Raw genomic sequence first — 20,615 nt, forward strand, 5'->3', positions numbered from 1 at the left:
CCCGGTCGCGCGCCTTCGGGCCGCCCCGGGCGAATTCCGAGTTCCGAAGCCCGATGCGCGGCGTGTCGCGCGCGCCGAGCTTCCGTTACGCCGCATGACGGATTCCCGATGAAACCCGACAACCTGATCGCCTGCCACGAATGCGATCTGCTGCTTCAGCGTCCGCCGCGCCTGCGCGCGCTGGTTCCACACTGCCCGCGATGCGGCGCTCGCGTGAGCGGCGCGGCGCACGGCCACGCGACGCTCGACCGGATGTGCGCAACGACGCTCGCCGCGCTACTGACGTATTGCGTCGCGCAGGCCTTTCCGATCGTCGCGCTCGATGCGGCCGGCATCGCGTCGCACGCGACGCTGGGCGACACCGTGCGTGCGCTATGGTCGAACGGTCAGCCGGAGGTGGCCGCGCTCGTGTTCTGCACGACGATGCTGTTCCCGCTGCTGGAGCTGGCCGCATGGCTGTACCTGCTCGTGCCGTTGCGCGCAGGGCGGGTGCCGCGGCGCTTCGCGCCGATCCTGCACGGTGTTCAGCGATTGCGGCCGTGGAGCATGGTGGAAGTGCTGATGCTCGGCGTGCTGGTCACGATCGTCAAGATGACGAGCCTCGCGCACGTGATCGCCGGGCCCGCGCTGTTCGCGTTCGCCGGCCTCGCCGTGATGCTCGGCTTCCTGTCGTCGATCGAGCCGGCCGGCCTGTGGGACGCGCGCGACGAACTCGTCGCGCTGCAGCCGGCCGGCGCAGATCACCCGAGGCCGTCCGGAGCCGGCATGACGCTACCCGCCGCGCTCCAGGCACGCGGCGGCAGCGAATCGCCGGGCATGACGGCCCGTGCCGCGGGATTGATCGCCTGTCACCACTGCGCGCGCGTACAGCCCGCGCACGCGCGCGGCCAGCGCTGCACGCGTTGCGGTTCGCCGCTGCACGCGCGGCGCCCGCGCAGCGTCGCCCGCACCGGCGCGCTGGTCGCCGCCGCCGCCCTGCTCTACATCCCGGCGAACCTGCTGCCCGTCATGCACGCGACGTCGCTCGGCCGCGCCGAGGACGACACGATCCTCGGCGGCGTCGCGTACTTCTGGACGTCGGGCGACTGGGCGCTCGCCGTCGTCGTGTTCGTCGCCAGCGTGCTCGTGCCGATGCTCAAGCTCGCGATCCTCGCGTTGCAGGCGATGGCCGCGCATCGCGGCGCGCAATGGCGCCCGCTCGAACGGGCGCGGCTCCACCGGCTGGTCGAGCGCGTGGGACGCTGGTCGATGCTGGACGTGTTCGTCGTCGCGCTGACGATCGCGCTCGTGCATTTCGGCACGTTTGCCGACATCACACCCGGCCCCGGCGCGCTCGCGTTCGGCGCCGTGGTCGTGCTGACGATGTGCGCGTCGATGCAGTTCGATCCGCGGCTCATCTGGGACGGCTCATCGCGCCCCGCGTCCGCCCGTCGTCCGTCCTGAACGGGTGCAAGCCCGTCGATTATTTCGAATTCCAAAACGATGCCTCCGTTCTATTTACCTCAACCCGAGATCCGGCCGCGCAGCCGCTGGATTCCGTCGCTCGTCTGGATCGTGCCGCTCGTGTGCGCGCTGATCGGGCTGTCGCTCGTGATCCGGACCGTCGCCGCGACCGGCCCTACGATCTCGGTCACGTTCGCCAACGCCGAAGGCCTCGAAGCCGGCAAGACCAAGGTCCGCTACAAGGATGTCGAAATCGGCTCCGTCCAGACCATTACGCTCACCCCCGACTTCAAGCGCGTGGTCGTCGGGATTCAACTGACCCGCGACGCAGCGCGGTTCGCGAACCGCGGTACGCGCTTCTGGGTCGTGCGGCCGCGCGTCGGCGCCACCGGGATTTCCGGGCTCGGCACACTGCTCTCCGGCGCGTACATCGGCGCGGATCTCGGCCGCTCGCAGCAGAAGCAGACCGACTTCACCGGTCTCGAGACGCCGCCCGCCGTCACCGCGGACCAACAGGGCCACAGCTATCTGCTGCATGGCGACTCGCTCGGATCGATCGACATCGGTTCGCCGGTGTTCTACCGGCATCTGCAGGTCGGTCAGGTTGTCGGTTTCTCGCTCGACAAGGACGGTACCGGCGTCGACGTACAGGCGTTCGTTAAGGCCCCCTACGACAAGTACGTCGGCACCAACACGCGCTGGTGGCACGCAAGCGGCGTGGATCTGCGGCTCGACTCGAGCGGCCTGAAACTCAACACGCAGTCGCTGGCGACGGTGATCGTCGGCGGTCTCGCGTTTCAGTCGCCGCCCGGGCAGCCGGAGGCGCCGCAGGCGGCCGACAACGCGTCGTTCCGGCTCGCGTCCGACGAAGCCGACGCGATGCGCGACCCCGACGGCACGCCGCTGATGGTCGTGATGCGCTTCGACCAGTCGCTGCGCGGGCTGTCGGTCGGCGCGCCGGTCGATCTTCGAGGCATCGCTCTCGGCCAGGTCACGAACATCGGCATCGAGTACGACGAGCACACGCGCAGTTTCAGCATGAAGGTCACGATGGCGCTGTATCCGGCACGACTGAGTCGGCACAGCGATACGGCGCTGCCCGCGCCCGATACGGCCGGCGGCCATGAACTGCTCGAACACCTGGTGCTCCAGGGTCTGCGCGGGCAGTTGCGCACCGGCAGCCTGCTGACTGGCCAGCTCTACGTGGCGCTCGACATGTTCCCGAAGGCACCGCGCGCGAGCGTGAACGTGCACCGCACACCGGTCGAGCTTCCGACCGTCCCGAACACGCTCGACGAACTGCAGGTGCAGATCGCCGATATCGCGCGCAAGCTCGACCAGGTTCCGTTCGACCGGATCGGCAACAGTCTGAACGGTGCACTGGAGCATGCGAGCCAGTTGTTCGGCCACCTCGACGAGCAGGTCGTGCCGCAGGCGCGCGATACGCTGGCCGCCGCGCAGCGCACGTTCAACACCGCCGAGTCGACGTTGCGGCAGGATTCGCCGATGCAGTCGGACGTGCATGACGCGATGCAGTCGCTCACGCATACGCTCCAGTCGTTGAACGCGCTCACCGACTATCTGGAACGTCATCCCGAAGCCCTGCTGTTCGGCAAGAAGGGAGATCGGCAATGAACGCGCGCCCGTTTCGCCTCCTTCGCATGACGGCGCGCATCGCGACGTGCATCGCGCTGGCCGTGCTGAGCGCCTGCGCGTCGCCGCCCGTGCGCTTCCATACCCTGGCGGCGCCGGCCAGTGCTGGCGGCGACCCCACCACGCATCCCGCATGGCTGATCGACATCCAGGCCGTGCACGTCGTGGCGCCAGCGGACGGCAGCCGGTTCGTCGTGCAGCGTGGCCCCGAGCGGGCCGACATCCTGGAGCAGGAACGCTGGGCCGCGCCGCTCGGTGACGAAATACGCGACGGGCTGTCGACGCGCGTCGCGTCCGCGCTGGGCACGATCGACGTTCACCGTGTCGCTTACCCGGACGGCACGCCCGTCTACCGGGTCGCGGTGGACGTCCAGCGAATCGAATCGTGGCCGGCGTCGCACGTGCTGCTCGACGTGACATGGAGTGTGAACTCCGGCTCCGGACAGCCGGCACTGATGTGCCGCAGCATCGTTCGGGCCGGTGCGTCGGCGGGCTACGACGCGCTCGTCGACGCGCATCGCCATGCGCTCGACACGCTCGCGCTCGGAATCGTTGCCGGCATTCGCGCGGCGGCGACGCACGCGCCGCCGCCCGCCGGATGCCGCGCGGGAACACCCGACCGACAGATCGCGCCATCCGCCGTCGAGCGCGGCGCGCGGGATCCGCTCGTCGATTGAATCGGACCGCGAAGACGCACCCGGTCGGGTCGGGCGGCCGGCCTCGCGCCGATCCCCTTGCACGATCAAGCGACATCGTCAGACGGAATCGTCCCGATGAAAAACGAATCGCCGCACCGCCGTTCCCGCATCGATCCGACGTTTCGCGCGGCGCGGTATCGCGCCGCTTCAATCATTTCCACCTGCATGGACTATCCAGGATGAAACCCGTCCGCCTCACGCGAGAGCAACGCAGGCTCGACACACGCGAACGACTCGTCGCTACCGCTCGCGCGCTGTTCATCGCGAAAGGCTTCGCCCATACGAGCGTCGAACATATCGCCGAGGGCGCCGGGTACACGCGCGGCGCGTTCTATGCGCACTTCGAACACAAACGCGAACTGTTGGTCGAGATCCTTCGCCGCGACCATGATCGAATGATCACGAAAGTTCGGCTGGCGGCGCCGAAGAGCGGCGGCTCCTGCACCGCAGCCGACTATGCGGACATTGCCGCCGGCTGGGAATGTTTCCCGCTGTGGGTCGAGGTCCATCTGTACGCGCTGCGCGATGCCGGGTTTCGGCACATCGTCGACTGCCTGCACACCGAACCGGCTGCGCTGCCGGACGCGGCAAGCGGCGCGGCAGGCGCCGCCGAACGGATGCCGTCCGCGGCCGGGTGGGCGGCCGCGCTCGGCGTTGCGCTGCTGAGCGTCGGCGCGCGGTATGCCCGGCGCGACGATCCGGCGTAGCAGGCAGCCCCGTTCGAACCGTCGCCCCGGCTATAATTTCAACCGTTCCCCGACGAGTATCCGCACAATATCTGCATCAGGTCGTGATGAACCCGTGCAGCAACGCGATCCATGCAATGCCGTCAGGCGGCACACTGCACGTCGAACTCGACCTGGTCTGCATCGAGACGCCGCGCTCGCTGTCGCACGGCGCGGTGAGCGCAGGCCGTTTCGTGCGTCTCGCGGTTGCGGACGACGGCAACGGCATTCCGGCCGATATCCTCGAGAGAATCTTCAATCCGTTCTTCACGACGCGCGCCGCCGGCGAGGGAACCGGTCTCGGCCTGTCGCTCGTCGACGGCATCGTCCCCGAACACGGCGGGGCCGTCGACGTCCACTCCATACCCGGCGAAGGCGCGCGTTTCGACGTTTATCTGCCCGCCGCGGACGTGCGCCCGGCCCGGCAAGCCGAGACGAGACGATCCAGGTGCCTCGCGGTGGCGGGCAGGTAGTGCTGCTGATCGACGACGAGGACGCGCTCGTCCGGCTCGGGGAAGACGTGCTGGCCGATCTCGGCTTCGAACCGGTCGGATTTTCATCGAGCGAGGCCGCATGGGCTGCATTGGACGCTGATCCGGCCCGCTTCGACGTCGTCGTGACCAACCGTACGATGCCGGATCTGACAGGCCTGCAACTCGCGGCGCGCATCGCGCAGCGGCGCAACGACCTTCCGGTCATCCTGTGCAGCGGTTTCAGCACACCGGCGCTCGCCACGGTAGAACTGTCGGGCGTCGAGATGCCGGCCGATGCGACCGCGCGCGCCGTTCGCGATTCGCGCGCGCGTCGCTTTATCACGTTCAGAACCGATCTGGCACGATCAGCAGCCCGAAGCGATCCGACGCAACGCCCACGCTCGTTCGGCGCGGCCGTTGGCGGTATTCCACCAACGGACTGATATCGCGGGCGCGCCACGGGCGCGCTGGCCGGAAGCCGCGGCTCCCCGTTGCGTCACTGGGCCGCCTCGGCCGCCTCCACGACCGGCAGCGGCCGGCTAGCGATCTTCTCGGCTTCCGAGCGCTTGAGCCCCAGCGTATGCAGCAGCGTTGCCGCCGTGCGTTCCGGAAAATGCTCCCCGCTGAAGCCGAGTTCCTTCAGCACACCGGCCGCCGGCGCGCCCGGCGCGACGAAGTTGAGTTCGGCGGCAATGGCGGTCAGCACCGTACCGCCGACCGAAAGAAAGCCGATGAACGGATCGGCGACCACGAAGCGTTTCTCGGCAATGCCGCGCTCGATGTCCCGCAGCAGGCGCTGACCCAGGCCACGCGTCAGGACGCGCGCCGAAAAACCCTCGCGTATCAGGAAGTGTCCCCACACCGGCTCGCGCCGCGCGCGCATCAGCGTATGCCGCACCGACACGGAAATGATTTCCGCCGGATCGGACAAGCCGCTGGCCACGCGGTCGAGCGAATCCGCGAATTCATCGAATACCGATTCCACGAGGGTGGCGTAGATCGCCTCCTTCGATTCGAAGTGGTTGTAGAACGAGCCGAAGCCGACGTCGGCGGCCTCGGTAATTTCATTGATGGCGACGCCTTCCATGCCCTTCTCGGCCATCAGCCTGAGCGCGGCGTCCAGCAGGCGGGCACGGGTCTCCCGCTTGCGGCGCGCGCCGCGCGGCTCGCGCTCTTCGGCGACCGCGACCACGGGCTTGGGCGCGTCCGGAGCGGAGCGCTTTGGGGTCCGGCGATTCGGTGTGTTCGGCATGACGTTTCCGATTCTTGTTCGTGCCCAAGTATAGATTCAAATGTCTACATTGACAAAATCATCATCTATGATTTTAATGTCACCAAAGGCAGCGAAACAAGGCCTCGAGAACCGATCGACAGACGAATGGAGAAACGGTGGAGACACATCTGCACACGGACGCCAGCGCGTCCATTCACGACAACCCGCCCTCGTCGCCCGAGCGCGGATTGCGTTCGACGCTCGGCGTACCGATCCCGGGATCCGGGCCGGCCGGCGCCGTAGCGGACGATTTTCCGGGTAGTCGCCGCCCCCACGACGACGCGCGCCGCCTACATGCGCAATCGACGAGCGACGCCGCGACATTCATGGGCCGGCCAGTCATGTCATGCGACGGTGCGCTTGCATGCGTGCCGTCGCGCGGACAGCCCCTCGATGCGACGGCGCCTGCCTTCGCGATTGCCATTCGACCTGCCTGATCGTCATCCGCGATGAAACTGACTACTCCACAGCCGGCGCGACACCCCCACCCCACAACGAAGGCATCGGCGCTCGCGTATCTGATCTTCGATCGTCCGGACCTCGACGAGGCCGAGCACTTTCTCAACGACTTCGGTCTTCGCACCGTGCTGCGGGACGACACGCAATTGCTGCTGCGCGGAACGGGCGCCGCACACTTCTGTTATGTCGTTCGCCACGCGCCGAAGGCTCGCTTCGTCGGCTTCGGCTTGCGGGTCGACAGCCGGACCGATCTGGAGGCGCTCGCCGGCGTCCCCGGCGCGTCGAAGGTCGAGGCATCGGATTGGCCCGGCGGCGGCCACCGGGTGCGTCTCACCGATCCTTCCGGCTTTCGGGTCGACGCAATTGCGGGCCAGGCACCGGCCGACACGCTGCCGCATCGCGCTCCGCTCCCGTTCAACTCGGTCGACACGCCCGTGCGAATCAACGACACGCAGCGGCCGCCGGCGAGCGCACCCGAGGTCATCCGGCTCGGGCACGTCGTGCTCGAACTCGCCGACTACCAGGAAACCTGCGCGTGGTACACGCAGCACTTCGGGTTCATCCCCAGCGATGTCCAGGTACTGCCGGACGGCTCCCCAGCGGTTGCATTCATGCGGCTCGATCTGGGCGACGAGCCGGCCGATCACCATACGCTCGCGCTCGCCCAAGGGTTCGTGCCGACTTATAGCCATAGCGCGTACGAACTGGTCGACGCCGACGCAGTCGGCATGGGCCAGCGCATGCTCCGCGACAACGGGTGGACCCATGCATGGGGCATCGGCCGACACATTCTCGGCAGCCAGATCTTCGACTACTGGCAGGACCCGTGGGGCGACAAGCACGAACACTATTGCGACGGCGACCTGTTCACGGCCGACGAACCGACGGGCGTGCACGCGGTCAGCCGCGAAGCGATGGCGCAGTGGGGCCCGACGATGCCGCGCAGCTTCACGAAGCCCCGGTTCACGCCGTCGAGCGTCGCGGCGCTGTTGCGCAACCTGCGCCGCAGCCCCGATCTGACGCTCAGCAAGTTGCTGACCCTGGCGAAGCTGTTCGCCTGACCCCGACCGCCTGTTCGACTCACGAGAGATCCATTCATGTCACTGCTCGTCCTGCACTTCCGGCACAACGGCCGCGCCCAATGGGGCGTCGTTGCCAATAGCGCCGTCACGCCGATTCCCGGCGACTTCGACACGACCGCGAGCTTTCTGGCGGCAAACCCGGTTGAACGGCTCGTCACGCTCGACGGACCGACGATTCCGGAGACGGACGCGGAATGGCTGTCCCCCGTCACGGCCAACCAGCAGTTCGTTTGCCAGGGCGCGAACTATCGCCAGCACATGATCGAATCCGGCATGGATCCGGACGCGAAGAAGTTCAACATGATCTTCACCAAGGCGACGAGTTGCATCGTCGCCGCCGACTCGCCGGTCGTGAAACCGCGGCACGTCCGGTTTCTCGACTACGAAATCGAGCTCGGCCTCGTCCTCAAACGCGACATCACGTCTCACTGCCAGATCACGGACGCGAATCTGCACGACTACGTCGCCGGCACCGTGATCGTCAACGACTATTCCGCGCGCGATGTCCAGATCCCGCAGATGCAGTTCTACAAGGGCAAGAGTTTCCGGACGTTCGGCCCGGTCGGCCCGTATCTGTGCCTGCTCGAGCGGCGTGACGTCCCGAAGCTGAAGGCGCTCGACCTGACGTTGACCGTCAACGGCGCGGTGCGCCAGCAGGATTCGACATCGAACCTCGTCTATGGTCCGGCAGAAACGTTGACCGAGCTGTCGGGCGTGCACGACCTTCGCGCCGGCGACCTGCTCGCGACCGGCACGCCGGCTGGCTGCGCACTCAGCATCCCGTCGCCGCTCAAGCAGCGGGCCGTCGCGCTGTTTCCCGAATCCGTCAAGTGGAAGATGTTCATGAAGGTGCAGGCGGGACGCGCACAGTACCTGAAGGCCGGAGACATCGTCGAAGCTCGGATCGCGAGCCGCGATGGAACGATCGATCTGGGCGTGCAACGTAACGAGATCGAGGACGAAGCAGCATGAACGGCATCGCGACCCAGGACGACGTGCTGGCGATCGAAGCGCAGGGCTTTCCGCCGGACCTCCCTGCCAGCACGTACGAGATGATTTGCGCCGGTGCGGCCATCGATCCGTCCGCGCCCGCGCTCTCCTTTTTTGCGACCGCCGATGCGCACCGCGACGCCGAGTGCTGGACCTATCGCGAGCTGGTGCGCGACATCACGCGTACGGCGAACATGTTCACACGCATCGGCGTGCGCTCGAGTTCGGTGATCGCCTATGTCCTGCCCAATCTTCCCGAAACGCATTTCGTGATCTGGGGCGGGCAGGCGGCCGGCATCGTCTGCGCGATCAATCCGCTGCTCGAAGGTGAAGCGATAGGCAATCTGCTCAAAGCGGCCGGTGCCTGCGTACTCGTGACGCTCGCGCCATTTCCCGGAACCGATCTCTGGCAGAAAGTCGCGGAGATCCTTCCCCAGGTCGAGCCGTTGCGGCATCTCGTGCTGGTCAATCCGGCCGATCGCGTGCGGGGCACGGCGCAATCGGCAGCCCGAACGCTCCAGCGTGACGCGTGCATGAAGCTGCACGGCGATGGTGGTTTGCGCGGCGCGGTACCCGCGCATATCCAGATTCACGACTTCGGTACGGCAATCGTGCGGGAATCGGGTGCGGCGCTCGACAACGTGCGTCGCTTTCAACCCGGCGACATGTCGTCGTTCTTCTGCACCGGCGGCACCACCGGGTTGCCGAAAATCGCGATGCGCAGCCACGGCAACGAAGTAGCCAATGCATGGAGCGCCGGCCGGTTCTTCGGCGACAGCATCGGTCCCGGCAAGACGACTTTCTGCGGATTGCCGCTCTTTCACGTCAATGCCGCGATGGTGACCGGCCTTCTGCCTTTCTCGCGCGGCGCCCATGTCGTGCTCGGCACACCGCAGGGTTACCGAGGTGACGGCGTCGTCAAGCGTTTCTGGGAAATCGTCGAACATCATCGCATCAATTTCTTCAGTGGCGTCCCGACGCTTTATGCGTCGCTGCTCGACGTTCCCGTCAACGATCACGCCATCGATTCGCTCGAATACGGCCTGTGCGGGGCGGCACCGATGCCGGTCGGCGTGCTCAAAGCGTTCCAGGAAAAAACGGGCATCCGGATTCTCGAAGGCTACGGCCTGACCGAAGGAACGTGCGTGAGCAGCGTCAACCCGACGACCGGCGAGCGCCGGCTGGGATCGATCGGGCTGCGCATCCCCTTTCAGGCGATGAAAGCAGTCGTCGTGGACGACGCGGGACGGTATCTGCGCGATTGCGCGGCTAACGAAGAGGGGCTGCTCGTCATTTCCGGGCCGAACGTCTTCACCGGCTACACGCGTCCCGACCAGAACAACGCCCTGTGGCTCGATCTCGGCGACGGCAAGCGTTGGCTCAACACCGGCGACCTGGGCCGCTGCGACGTCGACGGTTACTTTTGGCTGACCGGCCGCAAGAAGGATTTGATCATCCGCGGCGGACACAATATCGATCCGGCGACGATCGAGGAACCGCTGCATCGACACCCGGCGGTCCAGATCGCCGCGGCAATCGGGCGCCCCGATGCATATGCCGGTGAGTTGCCGGTGGCGTATGTTCAGCTCAAGCCGGGTATGACCGCTACCGAGCACGATCTGGAAGTGTTCATGCAGCAGGAGATCGCTGAACGCGCTGCCCTGCCCAAGCACGTCCGAATCGTCGAAGCGATCCCGCTCACTGGCGTCGGCAAGATATTCAAACCGGAACTCAAGCGCCGCGAGACGAGCGACGCGCTGCGCGCGGCATTGGACCAGGGCGGAGCCCCTGGCGCATCAGTCGACGTCACGACCAACGATTCAAGCGGAATGTCGGTCCTGGTCGAGCTGAGCGATCCCGGGCTCGAGACTGCGGCGCGCTTCGTGCTGGGGCGATTTCCGTTTGCGTTCTCGATTTCGATCGCCGCGAGGCCGATACGATCGCCCGGACCGACAGCGACGGATCTGCAGTAACGGTGGAGAGCGACTAGCCGCGATAACACAAGCTCCGAAATCGGCTCGTCATGATCAATAAGGTATCCAAATCAATTGTTATTCGTGAATCGGATCGAGGCAGAGGAGACAAAAAATGAATTTCACGCGAACGATGCGTTTTTCAGGCGTGGCAGTTTGTATCTGCATGGCTGCACTTGCCGGCAATGCAGATGCACAGACGGCCGGAAGCATCACCACATCGGTGGGATGGCTGCACATATCGCCACAGGGCGACGCAACACCGCTGACCGTGCAAAGTGTTGGCGGCGTGACGGTGAATCAGCAACTGGCCGGTACCGGGGCGCATGCCAGCTCGACGGATACGATGGGAATCACCACCGAGTACTACGTCACCGACAACGTTGGTGTCGCCATGCTGTTTGGACTGCCACTGAAAGTAGATCTGATCGGCGACGGGACGTTGCAGAAGTATGGCACCCTCGGCACGACAAGGCCGATGCCGCCCGCCATCGAACTTCGATATCACCTGTTTTCGGCCGCATCGAAATTCCGGCCATACGCAGGACTCGGCGTGAACTATACGTGGTTCACTCAGGTTCGGGCGACCAATCGCCGGTTTGTCTCCGATAGCTTTGGGCCGGGCGGCTCGGCGCGCGCGACACTCAGTTCATCGTGGAACCCTGTGTTCGAGCTGGGGGCGCGTTACGCGATTACAAAACACTGGTCCGTCGGCACCTCCGTCAACTACATGCCGGTGAAGACCCACCTCACGTTATACGGACAGACCGCGACCGGGACGCAGATCGTTTCCAGATCGACGCTCCGACTCAACCCCCTCAGCGTTTTCTTGAACGTCGCTTATACGTTCTAGCGGATGTGCCCGGATGCCAGTGCCCCCGCATAGAAGCAACACTCTGGATCGAACGATGAAACGACAGGCTCTCAAGACCATTCTTTTTGCATTGCCCAAGGTTCTGGACCTGACGGCGCGCCGCTTCCCCGCCTATCGTGATCGCCTAAAGGAGCGCAATCTCGTCGCGTGGATCGGGCTCATGGATCAAAGCATCGGTCGCGCCATCGAGTTCAAGAATGGCCGTATTCGGTCGCGTGCCGGCAAGCATCCGCGGCCCGACGTGCGCATGGCCTTCAAGGATGTCGCCACTGCCCTGAAGTTCCTCTCTCCCAGCCCCGACCAGGGCGAAATCGTCCACGCCGCCAAGAACTTCAAGGTGGTCACCGAGGGCGAGGACGAACTGTTGGTCTGGCTCATGCAAACCCTGAGCATGATGCGCACCGTCGGCCTGCCGATGGGCACGCCCATGCGCGACGGCACCCGACGCTACACCACCTGTACCAATGGCGGGCCCCTGTTCGTCTACGTCAAGGATGGCCGCATCGTCCGCGTGACCCCCATCGAGCTGGACGATACGGATGCGGCGAGTTGGGTGATCGAGGCACGGGGACGCCGCTTCAGCCCGCCACGGCGTGGATTGGTCGCGCCCCACGCGTTGACGCTCAAGTCGCTGGTCTACTCCGACAAGCGCATCCTCCACCCGATGAAACGGGTCGACTTCGACCCCGATGGCGAGCGCAATCCCCAGAACCGCGGCAAGTCCGGCTATGTGCGTATCAGCTGGGACGAGGCCCTGGACATTGTCTCCAAGGAGATCAATCGGCAGAAGCGCGTTCACGGCCCCGGTTCCATCACTTTCCCGATGTCGTCCCACCACCAGTGGGGCAACGTGGGCTACTACCTCAGCGCGCTGACGCGCTTCGCCAACCTGATTGGCTTTACCCGGGTCGCCGCGAATCCGGACAGTTGGGAAGGCTGGTACTGGGGCGCCATGCATCATTTCGGCAACTCGATGCGCGTCGGCGTGCCCTCCGGCTACGGCGGCCTCGAGGATGGTCTGAAGGAAGCCGAAATGATCGTCTTCTGGTCCTGCGACCCCGAAAGTACCAACGGGGCCTACGCAGGATTCGAGGGAACACCGCGCCGCCTGTGGGCCAAGGAACTCGGGATCGAGTTCGTTCACATCGACCCGCACTGCAATCCGACCGCACAGCTGCTGGGCGGCCGCTGGATCCCGATCCGGCCGCAAACCGATGCCGCCCTGGCGACCGCCATCATGTATGTATGGACCGTCGAGGGCCTGTACGACAAGGATTACGTCGCGACGCGCACGACCGGTTTCGACGATTGGAAAGCCTACCTTCTGGGCGAAACCGACGGTACCCCCAAGACTCCCGAGTGGCAGGAGAGCGAGACCGGCGTGCCGGCCAAGGACGCCCGTGCGCTTGCGCGCCTATGGGGAAAGAAAAAAGTTCATCTCGCCGTCGGGATGACCGGCGCGGGATTCGGTGGCGCGGGCCGCGGGGCGACCGGAGCGCAATGGGCGCGCTGCATGATCATGATGATGTCCATGCAGGGCTGGGGCAAGCCGGGAGTGAATTTCGGCTGCCTCGAAATCGGCGTCCCGCACGATCTCCAGTTCTACTTCCCTGGCTACGCGGACGGCGGCATCTCGGGCGATCTGGCGTGGACCGCCAATGCGGTGGACAACTACCAGCGCATGCCGCACATCCTGACCATGAATCCCGTCAAGCAGATGGTGCCGCGACAGCAGATGCCCGATGCGATCCTCAACGGTCAAGCCACCGGTTATCTCTGGGACGGCATGTCCCAGGAAGCCCAGTTTGCGCCGTTCACCTACCCGATGCCCGGCTATTCGCCGATCCACATGATCTATCGCTACGGCGGATCCGCGTTCAGTACCGTGACGAATTCCGGACGGTGGACGCAGGCCTACCGGCACTCGAGCATCGAGTTCGTCGTCAATCAGTCGATCTGGATGGAAGGCGAAGCCCAGTTCGCCGACATCATCCTGCCCGCGTGCACTTCGCTGGAGCGTTGGGACATCGGAGAATGGGCGAATTCGGGCGGCTACGCCCATCATGGGTATGGCACGGTCAACCATCGCATGCTGACGCTGCAGCACAAGTGCATCGAGCCTTTGGGCGAGTCCCGCTCCGACTACGACATTTTCACCGCCATCCTGACCCGGTTGGGCCTGGGTGGCGTTTTCACCGAAGGCTGCGGCGATCTTGACTGGGTCAAGCGCGTCTTCGACTCGTCGGATCTGCCCGATCACATTTCGTGGCGCGAATTCTGCCGCAAGGGCTACTTCGTCGTGCCGCCCGAAAAGCCCGAGCTTCGCCATCCCGTGGACATGCGCTGGTATGCGGAAGACAGGAGGAAGGACCTGCCGGAACCTCATCCGCTGCCGTCGCAGTTCCCGGAAAAGTTCGGCAGGGGCCTGCAGACGCCGAGCGGCAAGCTGGAGTTCGTGCCCGAGTTGCTGAAGCGGCACACTGCGGACAATCCCGAGCGGCCACCGCTCAACCGATATATCCCGTCCTGGGAGGGTCTGCGCTCGGACCTGTCTCGGCGCTACCCGCTGCAATTGATCGCCACCCACAGCCGCTACAGCTTTCATACCCATTGCGACGGCAAGAATTCTGCGGTGAACAGCGTCGACGATCATCGTGCCCTGATCGCGGGGCACCGGTTCTGGCTGCTGAGGCTCAATCCGGCTGACGCCGCCATTCGACGCATTGCCCATCGCGATCTTGTCAAAGTTCACAACGACCGAGGCGCAGTGATCTGTGCGGCCGATGTCTCACCCCTGGTAAACGCTGGAGTGGTGAAATCCTACGAGGCGAGCGCCGAATTTCAGCTGATCGAAATCGACGGCGAGCAAGTCGAGATCGGCGGGTGCATGAACATGCTTACCCCTGACCGGCCGCAGACCGCCGGCACCAGCAGCATGAGCCCGAATTCCTGCCTGGTGCAGGTCGAGAAATGGCGCGGTGCCGAGGCGTTCATGCTCGGCCGCGCAGCGTGAGGAATTTCAAATGAGCAAGTGGAACCTGATTATCAAAGTCGGGCATTGCGAGAACTGCCAGAACTGCGTGATCGCCGCGCGGGACGAGCACGTCGGCAACGACTTCCCCGGTTACGCTGCGCCCGCCGCGGCCAACGCCGAGAGCCCCATTCGCATCCTGCGTCGCGTCCAGGGCGCCTCGCATATGGTCGAGACTACTTATCTGCCGGTCATGTGCAACCACTGCGACGACGCGCCCTGCATGCGTGTGGGCGGCAGCGCCATTCGCAAGCGTGCCGACGGCATCGTCATCATCGATCCGGACAAGGCGCGCGGCCGAAAGGACATCGTCAAGGCCTGCCCTTATAAGGCGATCGTCTGGAACGAGGAGTTGCAACTGCCCCAGATCTGGATCTTCGATGCTCATTTGCTTGACCAGGGTTGGTCCCGCCCGCGTTGTCAGCAGTCGTGCCCCACCGATGTCTTCGAGACGGTCAAGCTCGATGACACGGCGATGGCCGAGAAGGCCCGGCGCGAGGGACTCCAGGTATTGCGACCCAACCTGGGCACGAAGCCCCGCGTGTGGTACAGGGGCCTTGAGCGTTGGGAAACGTGCTTCGTCGGCGGAAGTGTCAGTGTCCAGGCGGGAGACGTGGTCGAGTGTGTTACGGATGCGGCCGTCGCCTTGTACGTCGGTAATCGGCAGGTAGCCGAAACCGTCTCGGACGGCTTCGGCGATTTCCGGTTCGACGGCCTGGCCAAGGGCAGCGGTTCCTACAGAGTCAAAATCCGACATGCCCTCGGCAACGCTTGGCGCGAGTGCGAATTGGGCGACAGCGCCTACCTGGGCGAGATCAGGCTCAGTCGGTCGACAGACGCCGTGGCGATCGAGTGCTCATGATCCGGGCAAGGCTGGACGCTGCGGTACTCGCACCCATCTCCGTGGCACAGCCTTCTCGCTTCATCAGACCTTCGCCGACCACAACCAGACGGCCCACATCATCATGGGCTCCGCAATCTCGGGAGCCTGCCTCCATCTGGTCACCACGAGGTATGGCGCCTCAACTTCGATGCACGCCGTCTCCTGTGGCCGCGACCGAACTTCATTGACCCGGGAGTATCAGGATCACACTACTGCATGTCGATTCCAGCATCCTTGGCGATCAATCAGTGCCGACTGCTCACGGCTTCGATCGTCGCATCGCCTGATATCGGCCCCCGATTGCGACCGAACGTCGGTAGCAGACGAAGATCAGCACTCGATCTGGCGCTGCATTAGATAGAACCTCATGTCGTCGCGATCGTGCATTGAAATCGGTATCGGATTGCGATTAAAGCCGAGCATTTCATAGAATTGATATGCTGATTCACGCGCCGTGCACCAGAGCAGAATTCCGCGCTGTTCGCGGACATAGCGAATGGATAGATTGACCAGCAGGCGTCCGAATCCCAGACCACGTACCGATGGATGGACGGCCATGCCGCGAAGGCGCCAGGCTTCAGAGTTCGAAACGCCGGATTGTCCTTCTTTACACACTGTCGCCACAGCAACAATATTGTCGTTGTCACGAACGGCAAAGTGCATTGTCGTCGGGGCAAGGTCTCCGTGTAGAGCGCTCCGCTCCTCGTCTCCTGCCATCAAGATGGCGGCCCTGAGGGGATAGGTTTCTTCCGCACGGACGCCGCAGATGGTAAAGCGCACATCTTGTGAAGTCATTTAATGATCAGCTCTCGTCGTGACGCAGATTTTCTCCGGTTCTCTTTCTGCATACCCACTAGCAAAATTAGCAGTTGCGGGGCGTTACCGGTAAGGATAATTTCCTGGCAACCACTTCTTTTCCAATCATACGCTAACTGCGATCACAGATGACGTCGAAAGTCTCGACAGATGCAGAGCTTGCCTACGACGAGATCCGATCGAGGATCTTTGACGGCCGCCTTGCGCCTGGGCAGAAAGTATCCCACCGAGGCCTCTCGGACGAACTTGGCTTCGGCCAAATGCCCGTGCGCAGCGCATTGCATTTGCTTGAGTCAGAAGGGTTGGTCGTCGTGATCGAAAAGAGTGGGACCTATGTCGCATCGCCGACTACGAGCGATCTCCGCGAAATTTTTGAAATGCGGCTGGCCCTAGAGAGTACAGCAGCGTTTCTTGCAGCTAGGTCGGGAGTAACGGTAGGCCTTCGCGAGGCGGCAGAGAAAATGCAGGAGTTGGTTGACCGAGACGTCGCGGACATCATGCTCGAGCAACGTGTCGGTTGGGTGTTTCATCAAGAGTTGTTTGCCGCCGCAAGGAACGCGCGAATCTCATCGGCGTATGGTCTATTGCGGGCCCAAACCTTAGCCCTAAACGAACTCCCGCGTGGCGACGCTGAAACCGTTCGGCGCGGCACGATCGAGCACCTGCATATCTTTCACGCAATCGAAGCGAACAACGGCGAGCTTGCGCGTCAGCATATGTGGAATCACATCATTGACGGTACTCCGGCACGGATAAAATTGCTAAAGGCGCAGCATGAACACGAAAAATAAGGGGTCTTCCCTCCCGATGCAAATGCTTGGCGGACTTGTCCTAGGCGCCGCTTGCGGCGTGTTTGCTCCCGGCTTTGCCGCGAAGCTAGGCTTTTTAAGCACGATGTTCGGCCACGCGATCAAGATGGTCGTCATGCCGTTGATCTTCCTGTCGGTCACGGTCGGTGTCTTTCGTGCGGGCAGACTTCGCGAGCGACTTGGAAAGGTCGCACTGTCCAGTATCGGCTTCTTCGTTTCCATGACTGGCTTGGCTGCATCGCTCGGCCTGCTGCTCAACTTTGTATTTCGACCGGGTCTCGGTGCGAGCGTGATTCACTCTGGATCGATGCCCACGGCTCTCGTGTCCAGCATCGACTGGACGAAATTTCTCGTTGATTTGATCCCCGCAAACATCGTCGCTGCGCTTTCTGCAGGGAATTCTCTCCCAGTGCTCGTTTTCGGAGTAATTTTCGGCGCAGCATTGGCGGCTGCCCCGGAGCGTGCTGAGCCTGCGATTGCCGTTTTCGAGGCGCTGCTGTCGGGACTATTCAAGATGACCCAGTGGGTGATCGCATGGTCGCCGCTCGCGATCTTCGCCGCGATCGCGCAGCTGTTGTCAGCTAAGGGCTTTACCGGTGCGCACTCGCTTATCGAGCTTCTGGGCGTGGCATATCTCGGCATGGCGGTTCTGGCGGTTGTACTCACCACCGTCATTCGCCTTGCCGGCCAGTCGCCTCTCGCAGTTCTCAGGAAGGTGAAGGAACCACTGATCCTTGGTTTCACGACGCGTTCGTCTGAAATTACATACCCGTTGCACCTGAAGAAGTTGGTTGAATTGGGCGTTCCCTACGGCGTGGCGTCCACGATTTTGCCTCTGGCATATATTTTCAATCGCGACGGCGCGGTCCTCTACACGGCCCTTGCGGTCGGCTATCTGGCCGACGCATATCACCTTGTCTGGTCTTGGCCGCTGGCGATTTCGATTTTGATTTTGATTTTGATTTTGACGATCGTCACCATCGACGGAGCAGCCAATGTGCCCTCCGGGGCGATCGTAGCCATCACCATCGTTCTAACGTCGATCGGGTTGCCGGCCGACGCGGTGCTGCTGCTTTTGGGCGTTGATGCCTTTTTCGACATGGGGAGAACCGCCCTCAACGTCTACGGGAGCACGGCGGCAACTGCTGTTGCGGTGAGACTTTCCGGTTCGGACAGCATCTCCGCAGAAACCGTGACTCGTCAGGCAAGCGTGTAGGTGCTTCGGAAGCTACGGGTGCTGGGCGTTTCAATGTTGCGCCCGCCCGTTGCAAGGCGCTGGGGTACGTCCACTCAAGCATCCAGGCACGGCGAGGAGAACAGGATTGAATGAGCATGCGTATTTATTAAATTTCAGTTAGTAAGGCGACGTATTGTTGCAGGAGAAACATGATGGTTGGTTCAGAATCCGCAGATTTTTTTATGCTGCGCTTAGGCACGCCGCATCCGCCGTGGACATTAACTGATGACAGCAACATGATTGGCATTGGCGATTGCGACGGGGTGGTGAGTGCCATGTTCGAGTTGGATCGCAATCAGATCGCACAGATTAGAGGATTGGGCCAATCGATGGAGAGAATCAGGTGTACTTACGACCGCGCTGGCCGGGAGCTTCACTTTTATCTCCATGGCAGGCAGGTATCTCGAGGAGTGTGGGCCGGGGTCGCGTCGGCCGATCCTGACTATCTTCCGAATGACGCGATGATCGCAAAATGGGACGTACCGAAGCCCGACGATGCCTTCACGTTTCCGGGCGTGAGTGCACACCTCGCCGCATCCGCTAGCCTGGCCTAAACTGCGATCACAGATTGTTGCGAGGGCTCGAGCCGGAAAGGCCCCGATTTTCGGGATAGATCGTTTGAGATGCCCGTCTGTCTGCACGCATACGCCGTTCAAGGCCTGTGGTTCTGGCACACTTCAACCTCGGATCGCCAGGACTATTTTTCTGGCCAGTTCACCGGCCAGCACTTTTTATTCATTGAGCCGATCGCATCGGTTCCCTTCCTGTTGCCGATGTCCGGTGCCGAATTGACATCGTTGCTTTGCAAACAGAAATGCTGCCGATTTGCGAAAGTCGTTAGATAGTGACGTGGCGACCCAGTTGTTCAGCGTCTTAATTGCCGCACACGACGCGCCAGACCGTCCGCCTCCGGCATTTATGAATTTCCTATGCATCAAAAGTCCCAGCTTAAGTTGACAGGATTGGGTATAGTTGCGCATCCGCCCCACGTAACGAGATCGCAACATTCCAAATGGGCTCTATCGCTCGCCGCCGGTCGGAAAACAACGGACGAGCCTGTTTTTTTTGTCTTCCGGAATAACTAAATTCTTCCGATTATCGAGGGACTATGGATTTGCTGGCGGCCATGCGAATATTCGTGCGGGTTGTCGAGCGCGGCAATTTATCGAGGGCCGCGAAAGATCTCGGCCTGGGCCAACCTACCGTTAGCGACCGCGTCGATCGGCTCGAACGGTTTCTCGGCGTCAAATTGCTGCTCCGGAACACGCGTGCGGTGTCGTGCACCGATGAAGGCATTCTGTTCTATCAGCGAAGCAAGATCGTGCTCGACGCGGCCGACGAGGCGCGGGCCGTCGTCACGCTCGGCAACAAGATCGTGCGTGGGCGCATTCGCATTGCCGCGCCGCATGGGTTTGGCGAAGTCGTGCTGCCGGAAATCCTCGCGGTAATCCGCGAACATAATCCGCAGCTCTATATCGATCTCGTCCTGAATGACGAAATCACCGACCCCGTCACCGAGGGCGTCGATATTTCATTGCGGCTCGGCCAGATCGGCGATGGCAATTTCGTCGCGCGTCGGTTGGGTTACGTACGACGCGTACTGGTCGCGTCGCCGCTTTATATCGAAAAGCACGGGCTGCCAGAGGAACCGACCGACATCGTCGGGCACCCATTCATTCGCGTCACGGGGCTCTTCAACGACGGCCAGCTTCGCCTGATGAGCCCGTCGAAATCGGTGCGGCCGACGCCGATCAACGTCGTCATCAGCACCAGCCACTGGCGGCCGGTCTACGAGCTACTGCTGAACGGCGGTAAGCGCTCGACACGTACCGTCTGTTCATGAGGGCGCGGCACCGGCAATCTGATTCCCATCAGATGTAATGGGAATCAGATTGATGAAGCCAGTGGTGCATGGAAGACAACCGGGATCGAGGAACTACACGAAGGAGTTTCGGGAAGCGGTTGCTGCCGAAGCGAACGATCCGAATCGCTCGATTGCCGAGGTAGCGCGTGCGCACGGCTTGAACGCCAATATGGTCGCGCAGTGGCGAAGAAGCTTACTCGATACGCAACCTGCACCGTCGGTACCAAACATCGCGCTGCTACCGGTTGATGTGGTCGATCTGCCTGCGAAAGACATCCCACATCACGCTCTGCCGCAAACGCCGGACGTGTCGGCGAGCCCGGCGATGCCGC

General features: G+C 63.1%; 18 protein-coding genes and 2 pseudogenes. 18 read left to right on the plus strand and 2 right to left on the minus strand.

All coding sequences use genetic code 11. The features are described from left to right. The first annotated feature begins 108 nt into the window (after nt 1-108). The 6 genes from ACPUER_RS11475 to ACPUER_RS11500 all read left to right on the plus strand — a co-directional run bounded on the left by ACPUER_RS11475 (nt 109) and on the right by ACPUER_RS11500 (nt 5,435). A complete protein-coding gene (locus tag ACPUER_RS11475) occupies nt 109-1,443 on the plus strand; it encodes a paraquat-inducible protein A (RefSeq protein ID WP_425131114.1) in 1,335 nt (444 codons plus the stop codon). A gap of 39 nt (nt 1,444-1,482) precedes the next feature. Next, entirely contained in the window at nt 1,483-3,078 is a 1,596-nt protein-coding gene (locus ACPUER_RS11480; protein ID WP_425131115.1) for an intermembrane transport protein PqiB, read from the plus strand. After that, nucleotides 3,075-3,773, plus strand: a complete 699-nt coding sequence (locus tag ACPUER_RS11485) for a PqiC family protein (protein WP_425131116.1) — start codon at nt 3,075-3,077, stop codon at nt 3,771-3,773. The genes ACPUER_RS11480 and ACPUER_RS11485 overlap by 4 nt, the downstream gene beginning before the upstream one ends. 200 nt (nt 3,774-3,973) lie before the next feature. After that, nucleotides 3,974-4,501, plus strand: coding sequence for a TetR/AcrR family transcriptional regulator (locus tag ACPUER_RS11490; RefSeq protein WP_175963033.1), 528 nt, complete (start codon nt 3,974-3,976; stop codon nt 4,499-4,501). Then, nucleotides 4,429-4,992: an ATP-binding protein gene (locus ACPUER_RS11495; RefSeq protein ID WP_425131117.1), complete on the plus strand. Its 564-nt coding sequence runs from the start codon at nt 4,429-4,431 to the stop codon at nt 4,990-4,992. The genes ACPUER_RS11490 and ACPUER_RS11495 overlap by 73 nt, the downstream gene beginning before the upstream one ends. Continuing rightward, complete coding sequence (locus ACPUER_RS11500; RefSeq protein ID WP_425131118.1) at nt 4,992-5,435, plus strand: response regulator; 444 nt, start codon at nt 4,992-4,994, stop codon at nt 5,433-5,435. Before ACPUER_RS11495 ends, ACPUER_RS11500 begins: the two co-directional genes overlap by 1 nt. 53 nt (nt 5,436-5,488) lie before the next feature. On the opposite strand, the gene ACPUER_RS11505 is transcribed toward ACPUER_RS11500, so the two are convergent. Next, nucleotides 5,489-6,244: a TetR/AcrR family transcriptional regulator gene (locus ACPUER_RS11505; protein WP_425131119.1), complete on the minus strand. Its 756-nt coding sequence runs from the start codon at nt 6,242-6,244 to the stop codon at nt 5,489-5,491. Nucleotides 6,245-6,714: 470 nt separating this feature from the next. Between ACPUER_RS11505 and ACPUER_RS11510 the strand changes: the two genes are divergently transcribed. The 6 genes from ACPUER_RS11510 to ACPUER_RS11535 all read left to right on the plus strand — a co-directional run bounded on the left by ACPUER_RS11510 (nt 6,715) and on the right by ACPUER_RS11535 (nt 15,536). After that, nucleotides 6,715-7,785: a VOC family protein gene (locus ACPUER_RS11510; RefSeq protein WP_310134183.1), complete on the plus strand. Its 1,071-nt coding sequence runs from the start codon at nt 6,715-6,717 to the stop codon at nt 7,783-7,785. Between the two features lie 36 nt (nt 7,786-7,821). Beyond that, the gene (locus ACPUER_RS11515) at nt 7,822-8,778 is read left to right on the plus strand and encodes a fumarylacetoacetate hydrolase family protein (RefSeq protein ID WP_425131120.1); all 957 of its coding nucleotides are present in this window, start codon (nt 7,822-7,824) and stop codon (nt 8,776-8,778) included. Beyond that, nucleotides 8,775-10,769 (plus strand): acyl-CoA synthetase, encoded by a 1,995-nt coding sequence (locus ACPUER_RS11520; RefSeq protein ID WP_425131121.1) that lies wholly within the window; start codon nt 8,775-8,777, stop codon nt 10,767-10,769. Before ACPUER_RS11515 ends, ACPUER_RS11520 begins: the two co-directional genes overlap by 4 nt. Nucleotides 10,770-10,884: 115 nt before the next feature. Next, nucleotides 10,885-11,622, plus strand: coding sequence for an OmpW/AlkL family protein (locus ACPUER_RS11525; protein WP_425131122.1), 738 nt, complete (start codon nt 10,885-10,887; stop codon nt 11,620-11,622). 55 nt (nt 11,623-11,677) lie between these two features. Next, the gene (locus ACPUER_RS11530) at nt 11,678-14,656 is read left to right on the plus strand and encodes a molybdopterin-dependent oxidoreductase (RefSeq protein WP_425131123.1); all 2,979 of its coding nucleotides are present in this window, start codon (nt 11,678-11,680) and stop codon (nt 14,654-14,656) included. Nucleotides 14,657-14,666: 10 nt separating this feature from the next. Continuing rightward, complete coding sequence (locus ACPUER_RS11535) at nt 14,667-15,536, plus strand: 4Fe-4S dicluster domain-containing protein (protein WP_425131124.1); 870 nt, start codon at nt 14,667-14,669, stop codon at nt 15,534-15,536. 351 nt (nt 15,537-15,887) lie between these two features. On the opposite strand, the gene ACPUER_RS11540 is transcribed toward ACPUER_RS11535, so the two are convergent. Beyond that, nucleotides 15,888-16,352, minus strand: coding sequence for a GNAT family N-acetyltransferase (locus ACPUER_RS11540; RefSeq protein WP_425131125.1), 465 nt, complete (start codon nt 16,350-16,352; stop codon nt 15,888-15,890). Between the two features lie 149 nt (nt 16,353-16,501). Between ACPUER_RS11540 and ACPUER_RS11545 the strand changes: the two genes are divergently transcribed. From ACPUER_RS11545 to ACPUER_RS11570, 6 genes and pseudogenes are all read left to right on the plus strand, one after another. Further along, complete coding sequence (locus ACPUER_RS11545) at nt 16,502-17,164, plus strand: GntR family transcriptional regulator (protein WP_175962923.1); 663 nt, start codon at nt 16,502-16,504, stop codon at nt 17,162-17,164. Beyond that, nucleotides 17,148-18,398 carry a dicarboxylate/amino acid:cation symporter gene (locus ACPUER_RS11550; RefSeq protein ID WP_425131126.1) on the plus strand — a complete coding sequence of 417 codons (1,251 nt, stop codon included), beginning with the start codon at nt 17,148-17,150 and terminating at the stop codon, nt 18,396-18,398. Before ACPUER_RS11545 ends, ACPUER_RS11550 begins: the two co-directional genes overlap by 17 nt. A gap of 170 nt (nt 18,399-18,568) precedes the next feature. Further along, on the plus strand, nt 18,569-18,973 hold the full coding sequence (locus ACPUER_RS11555) for a hypothetical protein (protein ID WP_175963826.1): 405 nt from the start codon (nt 18,569-18,571) through the stop codon (nt 18,971-18,973). Between the two features lie 572 nt (nt 18,974-19,545). Beyond that, nucleotides 19,546-19,701 (plus strand): annotated as a pseudogene (locus tag ACPUER_RS11560) (helix-turn-helix domain-containing protein); the annotation flags it as partial. A gap of 156 nt (nt 19,702-19,857) precedes the next feature. Then, nucleotides 19,858-20,262 (plus strand): annotated as a pseudogene (locus ACPUER_RS11565) (LysR substrate-binding domain-containing protein); the annotation flags it as partial. A gap of 52 nt (nt 20,263-20,314) precedes the next feature. After that, nucleotides 20,315-20,615, plus strand: a 301-nt coding sequence (locus tag ACPUER_RS11570) for a transposase (RefSeq protein ID WP_425131127.1), incomplete at its 3' end; no start/stop codon positions are given.

This window comes from Burkholderia sp. DN3021 (genome assembly GCF_049805555.1).
Classification (GTDB): Bacteria; Pseudomonadota; Gammaproteobacteria; order Burkholderiales; family Burkholderiaceae; genus Burkholderia; species Burkholderia pyrrocinia_C.